The organism is Porticoccus sp., assembly GCF_041592135.1.
In the GTDB taxonomy this organism is placed as follows: Bacteria; Pseudomonadota; Gammaproteobacteria; order Pseudomonadales; family Porticoccaceae; genus Porticoccus.
On record NZ_JBFHQR010000148.1, the window covers coordinates 1 to 5,255 of the forward strand.

At 62.6% G+C, this 5,255-nt stretch carries 5 protein-coding genes; 3 read left to right on the forward strand and 2 right to left on the reverse strand.

What is annotated here, in order from left to right; translation table 11 throughout:
• A partial coding sequence (locus ABY948_RS10980; RefSeq protein ID WP_461482578.1) for a glyceraldehyde 3-phosphate dehydrogenase NAD-binding domain-containing protein occupies positions 1–696 on the reverse strand: 696 nt, incomplete at its 3' end.
• Between the two features lie 43 nt (positions 697–739).
• A complete protein-coding gene (gene tkt, locus ABY948_RS10985) occupies positions 740–2,734 on the reverse strand; it encodes a transketolase (protein WP_461482579.1) in 1,995 nt (664 codons plus the stop codon).
• A 149-nt stretch (positions 2,735–2,883) separates the two neighbouring features.
• On the opposite strand from tkt, the gene ABY948_RS10990 reads away from it, so the two are divergent.
• The 3 genes from ABY948_RS10990 to ABY948_RS11000 all read left to right on the forward strand — a co-directional run.
• The gene (locus ABY948_RS10990; protein ID WP_461482580.1) at positions 2,884–3,897 is read left to right on the forward strand and encodes a metalloregulator ArsR/SmtB family transcription factor; all 1,014 of its coding nucleotides are present in this window, start codon (positions 2,884–2,886) and stop codon (positions 3,895–3,897) included.
• Positions 3,898–3,930: 33 nt separating this feature from the next.
• Positions 3,931–5,085 carry a methionine adenosyltransferase gene (gene metK / locus ABY948_RS10995; RefSeq protein WP_461482581.1) on the forward strand — a complete coding sequence of 385 codons (1,155 nt, stop codon included), beginning with the start codon at positions 3,931–3,933 and terminating at the stop codon, positions 5,083–5,085.
• 35 nt (positions 5,086–5,120) lie between these two features.
• Positions 5,121–5,255 (forward strand): adenosylhomocysteinase (locus ABY948_RS11000; RefSeq protein ID WP_461482582.1); only part of this gene is annotated, 135 nt, incomplete at its 3' end.

Here is a 5,255-nt window from a genome sequence, read left to right on the forward strand (position 1 = left end):
GGCTTCAAAACGCCCGCTCAGCTCCGGCAACAGGCGGTCGATGCCGCGCGCCAGCCCGGTGTCCACCGGGATAATCGATTGCATGGCGGCGCGGGTCTTGCGCAAATCCGTATGGTGATAGGCATCGATCACCGGCTGGTCGTTCATGGCCGAATGGATGGTGGTGATCACCCCGCCCTCCACACCAAAGGCCCGGTGCAGCGTATCGATTACCGGAATCACACAGTTGGTGGAACAGGAGGCGTTGGAAATCACCGTTTCCCGGCCGGTCAACAGATGCTCATTGATGCCCAGCACCACGGTGGCGTCCACCGAGGGCTCCGCCGGTTGTGAAAACAATACCCTTGCGGCCCCCGCCTGAAGGTGTCGCTCGGCGGTGGCGCGGTCGGCGAAGGCGCCGCTGCACTCCAGTACCACATCCACGCCCAGCTCAGCCCAGGGCAGCGAGTCAATATCTGCACTGTGGTAGATGGCAATGGCATCGCCGTTGACGGTCAACACATCGTTATCCACCGCCACGGCGCCGGGAAAGCGACCGTGGGTGGAATCGTATTTGGTCAGGTGGGCAATGGTCTTGCAGTCCGCCGGCTCGTTGATGGCCACCACCTGAATGTGGTCGCGCGCGGCGGATTCATACAGCGCCCGCAGCACCGAGCGACCGATACGACCGTAGCCGTTAATCGCCGCGCGGATCATAGGCGCCGCCCGCCCGGGATGAGTCTCTGCCAGCCAGTGTCAGTCACAATACTGCGTTGACCGCCTCCACCACATTTTCCACGGTAAAACCGAACTGTTTCATCAGTTGCTCGCCCGGGGCGGATTCGCCAAAGGTGGACATGCCCACCACGCGGCCATCGATCCCCACGTATTTGTACCAGTAATCCTTGTGGCCGGCTTCCACGGCGATGCGCACCCGCACCTGGGGCGGCAGGACACTGTCGCGGTAGGCGGAGTCCTGGGCGTCGAACACTTCGGCGCATGGCATCGAGACCACCCGCACCGCCACGCCCTTGGCGCGCAGTTCTCCGGCGGCATCCATGGCCAGACCGACCTCGGAACCGGTGGCGATAAGTATCGCCTGGGGCTTGCCCTCACAGTCTTTCAACACGTAGCCACCGCGCTGGACGTTGGCCAGTTGCGCATCGTTGCGCGACATCGGCACCAGGCTCTGGCGGGAGAAAATCAGTGCGCTGGGACCGTCCTTGCGCACCAGTGCCTGCTTCCAGCACACCGCCGACTCCACGGTGTCGCAGGGACGCCAGGTGTGCAGATTGGGGGTGGCGCGCAATGCCGTGAGCTGCTCCACCGGCTGATGGGTGGGGCCGTCTTCACCCAGCCCGATGGAATCGTGGGTGTAGACAAAAATGCTCTTCTGTTTCATCAACGCGGCCATGCGCACGGCGTTGCGAGCGTACTCCATAAACATCAGGAAGGTGGCGCCATAGGGAATAAAACCGCCGTACAGGGCTATACCGTTCATCATGGCGCTCATGCCGAACTCGCGCACGCCGTAATAGATGTAGTTGCCGGAGGCATCATCGCCGCTGACACCCTTGGCGCCAGACCACAGGGTCAGGTTGGAACCGGCCAGGTCGGCGGAGCCCCCCAGCAGTTCCGGCAGCAGCGGACCATAGGCATTGAGGCAGTTTTGCGAGGCCTTGCGGGAAGCCACCTTCTCCATCGCCAGCTGGCACTGGCGAATATAGGCATCGGCGGCGGCGGCGAATCCAGCGGGCAGCTCACCCTTGACCCGGCGGCTGAATTCAGCGGCCAGTTCCGGGTATTCGGCCCGGTAGCGTTCCAATTTTTCCTGCCAGGCGGATTGCGCCTTGGCGCCTTTGCCGCGGGCATTCCAGCCGCCATAGATATCCTCGGGGATTTCAAAGGGACCGTGATTCCAGCCCAGCTGCTCCCGGGCCAGCAGGATTTCGTCGGCGCCCAGGGGCGCACCGTGGCACTCTTCCTTGCCCTGTTTGTTGGGGGAGCCGAAGCCGATAATGGTTTTACAGCAGATCAGCGTCGGCTTGTCGGTTTCCAGCCGGGCCATTTCAATGGCCGCCTTGATCGCCGCCGGATCGTGGCCGTCGACATGGGGAATCACCTGCCAGCCGTACGCCTCAAAGCGGCCGGGGGTGTTATCGGTAAACCAGCCTTCCACCTCGCCATCGATGGAAATGCCGTTGTCGTCGTAGAAGGCGATCAACTTGCCCAGTTTCTGGGTGCCGGCAAAGGAGCAGACCTCGTGGGAAATCCCCTCCATCAGACAGCCGTCGCCGAGGAAGCAATAGGTGTAGTGATCCACCAGCTGGTGGCCGGCGCGGTTGAACTGGGCGGCCAGCACTTTCTCGGCCAGCGCCATCCCCACTGCATTGCTGATCCCCTGCCCCAGTGGTCCGGTGGTGGTCTCCACTCCCGGCGCGTAACCGTATTCCGGGTGGCCGGGGGTGCGGGAGTGCAACTGGCGGAAATTTTTCAGTTCCGCCAGGGGCAGATCGTAGCCGGTCAGGTGCAGCAGCGAGTACAAGAGCATGGAGCCGTGACCGTTGGAGAGCACGAAGCGGTCGCGATTGGCCCAGGCCGGGTCTGCCGGATTGTGCACCAGGTAATCGTTCCACAGCACTTCAGCGATATCCGCCATGCCCATGGGCGCGCCGGGGTGACCACTGTTGGCTTGTTGTACAGCGTCCATACTGAGTGCACGAATCGCGTTGGCGAAATCTCGTCTGGAAGGCATCTGGGACTAGCTCCTGCAGGGTAGGTCGGGGGTTGGAAAAAGGGGCGCTATTTTCTCGTACTCAAGCTGCTCAGTAAACAGCCATCGGGCGGCTTTATCTATATCAAAGTTTTTTGATATAGATATGATGCTGTGCTAAAGTCCCCACCATGACCGCCGCACTCAGCCAAATGGACCTGCCGGCCCCCCGTTCGGACAGCGATGAACTGGCCGCCTTCTGCAAGGCGGCAGGGGATCCGTTGCGCCTGGAAATCCTACGGGTGCTGCATCACAACGCCTATGGCGTGCTGGAATTGAGCCAGATTTTCGATACCGGTCAGTCCGGCATGAGCCACCACCTGAAGATCCTGGCCAAATCCGGCCTGGTGGCCACCCGCCGCGAAGGCAACAGCATTTTCTACCGCCGCGCGCCCGCCCCGGAAGACCCAACTCGCCAGGAACTGCAACGGGCGCTGTTTGCCAAAATCGACCGGCTCGCGCTTTCGACATCGATCCAGCAGCGCATCCAGTCCGTCAACCGCGAGCGCACCGAGGCCTCCCGCAATTTTTTCCAGCAGAACGCCGAGCGCTTCCGGGTCAACCAGGATCTGATCGCCAGCTTCGATCAATACGGCGAACCGGTCACCGAATTCCTCGACGCCACCCCCGGCAGTCGCCGGCGGGTTCTCGAGGTGGGTCCGGGCGAGGGCGGCTTCCTGCCCGCCCTGGCCCTCCGTTTCCACGAAGTCGTCGCCCTGGACAGCTCCGCGGAGATGCTCAGCCGCTCCCGGCAACTGGTCGACGAACAGCAACTGAACAATGTCCAGCTCGTGCACGGCGATACCGCATGGGCCCTGGAGCAGGAGCTGCGGGCGGACTGCATCACCCTCAATATGGTGTTGCACCACACGCCGGATCCGGCGCAGATTTTTGCCGATCTGGCGCAGCTGTTATCCCCCGGCGGGACCATGCTGGTCACGGAACTGTGCCACCACGACCAGAGCTGGGCGCGGGAATCCTGCGGTGACCTGTGGCTGGGCTTCGACCCGGAAGACCTGAGCGAGTGGGCCGCGGCGGCGGGCCTCAGTGCCGGCGAAAGCCTGTTCCTGGCCCAGCGCAACGGTTTCCAGATCCAGCTGCGACAGTTTTTCAAACCCTTAACAACGGCTGGCAACAGCCGGTAACTCCCTGATGATTGACGACAGGAACCTTTGACTATGTCGACTTACAGTATTTTCACTTCGGAATCCGTCTCCGAGGGCCACCCCGACAAAATGGCCGACCAGATCTCCGACGCGGTGCTGGATGCCATCCTCAAAGACGACCCGCACTCCCGGGTAGCGGTGGAAACCATGGTCAAAACCGGCATGGCGATCATTGCCGGTGAAGTGCGCACCAACACCTATGTGGACCTGGAAGACATCGTCCGCCAGGTGATCCTCGACATCGGCTACGACAGTTCCGAGGTGGGCTTTGACGGCGCCTCCTGCGCGGTGCTCAACGCCATCGGCAAACAGTCCGGCGATATTGCCATGGGTGTCGACGAGGGCGAGGCCAAAGACCTCGGCGCCGGCGACCAGGGCCTGATGTTCGGCTACGCCTCCAATGAGACCGAAGTCCTGATGCCCGCCCCCATCTACTACGCCCACCGGCTGGTGGAGCGCCAGGCCCACCTGCGCAAACACGGCGTGCTGCCCTGGCTGCGCCCGGATGCCAAGAGCCAGGTGACCCTGCGCTACGCCGACGGCAAACCGGTGGCGGTGGAGGCGGTGGTGCTGTCCACCCAGCACGCCCCCAACATTTCCCAGTCCGACCTGAAAGAGGCCGTGCTGGAGGAAATCATCCGGCACGTGCTGCCGGAGGAATGGCTGCATGCGGGCACCCAGTACCACATCAACCCCACCGGGCAGTTCATTATCGGCGGCCCGATGGGTGACTGCGGCCTGACCGGGCGCAAGATCATCGTCGACACCTACGGCGGCATGGCCCACCACGGCGGCGGTGCCTTCTCCGGCAAGGATCCGTCCAAGGTGGACCGCTCCGCCGCCTATGCGGGCCGCTATGTGGCCAAGAACATCGTCGCCGCCGGCCTCGCGGATCGCTGTGAAATCCAGGTGTCCTACGCCATTGGCGTGGCCGAGCCCACCTCCATCAGCATCAACAGCTTCGGCACCGGCAAACTGAGCGACGACGAAATCGCCAACCTGGTGCGCGAGCATTTCGACCTGCGCCCCCGCGGCCTGATCGAGATGCTCGATCTGAAGCGCCCCATCTATCGCGCCACCGCCAGCTACGGCCACTTTGGCCGCGAGCTGGACAATTTCACCTGGGAAAAAACCGACAAGGCCGCCGACCTCAAAGCGGCGCTGTAACCTACGAAGCGAAAAGGAATACCAGCATGACCACCATGAAAGATTATAAAGTTGCCGATATCAGCCTCGCCGAGTGGGGTTTCCGGGAAATTTCCATCGCCGAAACCGAAATGCCGGGGCTGATGGCGGTGCGCAGAGAGTATGCCGACCGGCAGCCCCTCAAGGGTGCA